General features: G+C 71.7%; 1 protein-coding gene. It reads left to right on the top strand.

The annotated features are described in order from the left end of the window. Positions 1–15 precede the first annotated feature (15 nt). Positions 16–2,470, top strand: a 2,455-nt coding sequence (locus HY68_RS28800) for an acyltransferase domain-containing protein (protein WP_241778707.1), incomplete at its 3' end; no start/stop codon positions are given.

Consider the following 2,470-nt stretch of genomic DNA (forward strand, 5'->3'; position numbering starts at 1 on the left):
AGCCAGCGGCTGGGGATGGGACGCGAACTGTACGAGCGCTTCCCCGTCTTCGCCGAGGCGCTGGATGCCGTACTGGCCGAGCTGGACGGTGAGTTGGGCCGTTCGCTGCGGGATGTCATCTGGGGTGACGACGTGGAGCTGCTGAATGAGACCGGCTATACGCAGCCGGGGTTGTTCGCGGTCGAGGTGGCGTTGTTCCGGCTGGTCGAGTCGTGGGGTGTCACCCCGGACTTCGTGGCGGGCCACTCGATCGGTGAGATCGCGGCGGCCCATGTCGCCGGGGTCTTCTCACTGACCGACGCCGCGCGTCTGGTCGTGGCCCGTGCCGGATTGATGCAGGCACTCCCGGCCGGCGGCGCCATGGTCGCCGTCCAGGCGGCAGAGGACGACGTCACCCCGCTGCTGACCGACGGCGTGTCGATCGCAGCCGTCAACGGACCCTCGTCCGTGGTGCTTTCGGGCGCCGAGGACGCGGTGCTGGAGGTCGCGGCGCTGCTGGCGGAGCAGGGCCGTAAGACAAGCCGGCTGACTGTCTCGCACGCCTTCCACTCGCCGCTGATGGACCCGATGCTGGCGGACTTCCGTGCGGTGGTGGAAACACTGGCCTTCGAGACGCCGCGCATCCCCGTCGTGTCGAACCTGACCGGCGGTCCGGCGGCGCCCGACGAGCTGTGCTCGGCCGAGTACTGGGTACGGCACGTTCGCGAGGCCGTCCGCTTCGCCGACGGGGTAAGGACCCTCGCCGAACAAGGCGTCACCATGTTCCTGGAGTTGGGGCCGGACGGCGTACTCTCCGCGATGGCCCAGGAGTCCGTGGAGGACGGCGTGGTGACCGTCCCGGTCCTGCGCAAGAACCGGGACGAAGAACCCACCGCGCTGGCCGCCCTGGCTCATGTGCACGCGCACGGTGCCACGGTGGACTGGAGCGGATTCTTCGCCGGAACGGGCGCACGGCGGGTCGAGTTGCCCACGTACGCCTTCCAGCACCAGTGGTTTTGGCCGGCCGGTTCACCGTCGGCCGCGGGTGACGTACGCGCGGCCGGGCTGGGCTCCGCCGAGCACCCGCTGCTGGGCGCTTCGGTCGAACTCGCCGCAGGGCAAGGTGTGGTGTTCACCGGCAGGCTCTCTGTCCAGTCGCATCCGTGGCTGGCTGACCACGCGGTCATGGAGCGGATCCTGCTGCCGGGTACGGCGCTGCTGGAGCTGGCGATCCGGGCAGGTGACGAGGTCGGCTGCGACCGGGTCGAAGAACTGACCCTTGCCGCACCACTGTTGCTCCCGGAGCGCGGCGCCGTACGCGTACAGGTCGCGGTCGGCACCCCCGACGATGCCGGCCTCCGCTCCGTGGGGATCTACTCCCGCCCCGAGGACGCGCCGGACGACGCCCCCTGGACCCAGCACGCAAGCGGCGCGCTGGCCGAGGGATCCGGTGCGCCGCAGAGCGAATCCGACGCGCGGCACGCGGCGTTCGACGCCACGGTCTGGCCGCCGAAGGACGCCGAGACCCTGGAACTGGACGGCTGCTACGAGCGGTTCGCCGACGCCGGGTTCGCCTACGGCCCGGTGTTCCAGGGGCTCCAGGCAGCCTGGCGGCGGGACGGCGTGATCTTCGCCGAGGTGAGCCTGCCGGAGGCCGCCGAGGGTGAGGCCGCCGCGTTCGGTCTGCATCCCGCGCTGCTCGACTCCGCCCTGCATGCCTCGCTGCTCGCCGGTGAGGACGAATCGGGCCCTGCCGCCCTCCCGTTCTCCTGGGCGGGCGTCTCGCTGCGGGCAAGCGGCGCTTCGGCGCTGCGGGTCCGGATCGCTCCCGCCGGGGACGGCGCCATGTCGATCACGGCCGCCGACACCTCCGGAGCGCCGGTCGCCTCGGTCGACACACTCCTCGTACGGGCCGTGTCGGGTGAACAGTTGAACGCGACGGCCGGAACGGCGAAGGACGCGCTCTTCGTACAGAACTGGATTCCGGTGCCTGTGCCGTCCGATACGGGCGACCCCGGGTCCGTTGCCCTGGTTGGTCCTGACCGTTTCGGTCTCGCCGCCCGCGCAGACGGGACCGACGGCGGATCCGCCGCGGTCGTATGGACGCACTCCGACCTCGCCGCACTGGCCGCGTCCGACGCGCCCGTACCGGACGTGGTCCTGGTCTCCGCCCTGGGCGAGTCGGCCGACGCCGTCCCGGCATCGGTACGGGCGCTCACGGCCTGGACGCTGGAGCACCTTCAGGGATGGCTCGACGAGGAACGGTTCGCCGGGTCGAAGCTGGTGTTCGTCACCCGAGGCGCGGTGGCGGTGGACGGTGGCGCCGTGGCCGATCTGGCGGCGGCCTCCGTCCGGGGCCTGGTCCGCTCGGCGCAGACCGAGAACCCCGGCTGCTTCGGTCTGCTGGACCTCGACCCCGCCGACTCCGCCGTCGGCACCGAGTTGCCCCCGCTGTCGGCGGCGCTCGGCTCGGACGAGCCGCAATGGGCCC

It is taken from the genome of Streptomyces sp. AcH 505 (assembly GCF_000818175.1).
Lineage (GTDB): Bacteria > Actinomycetota > Actinomycetes > Streptomycetales > Streptomycetaceae > Streptomyces.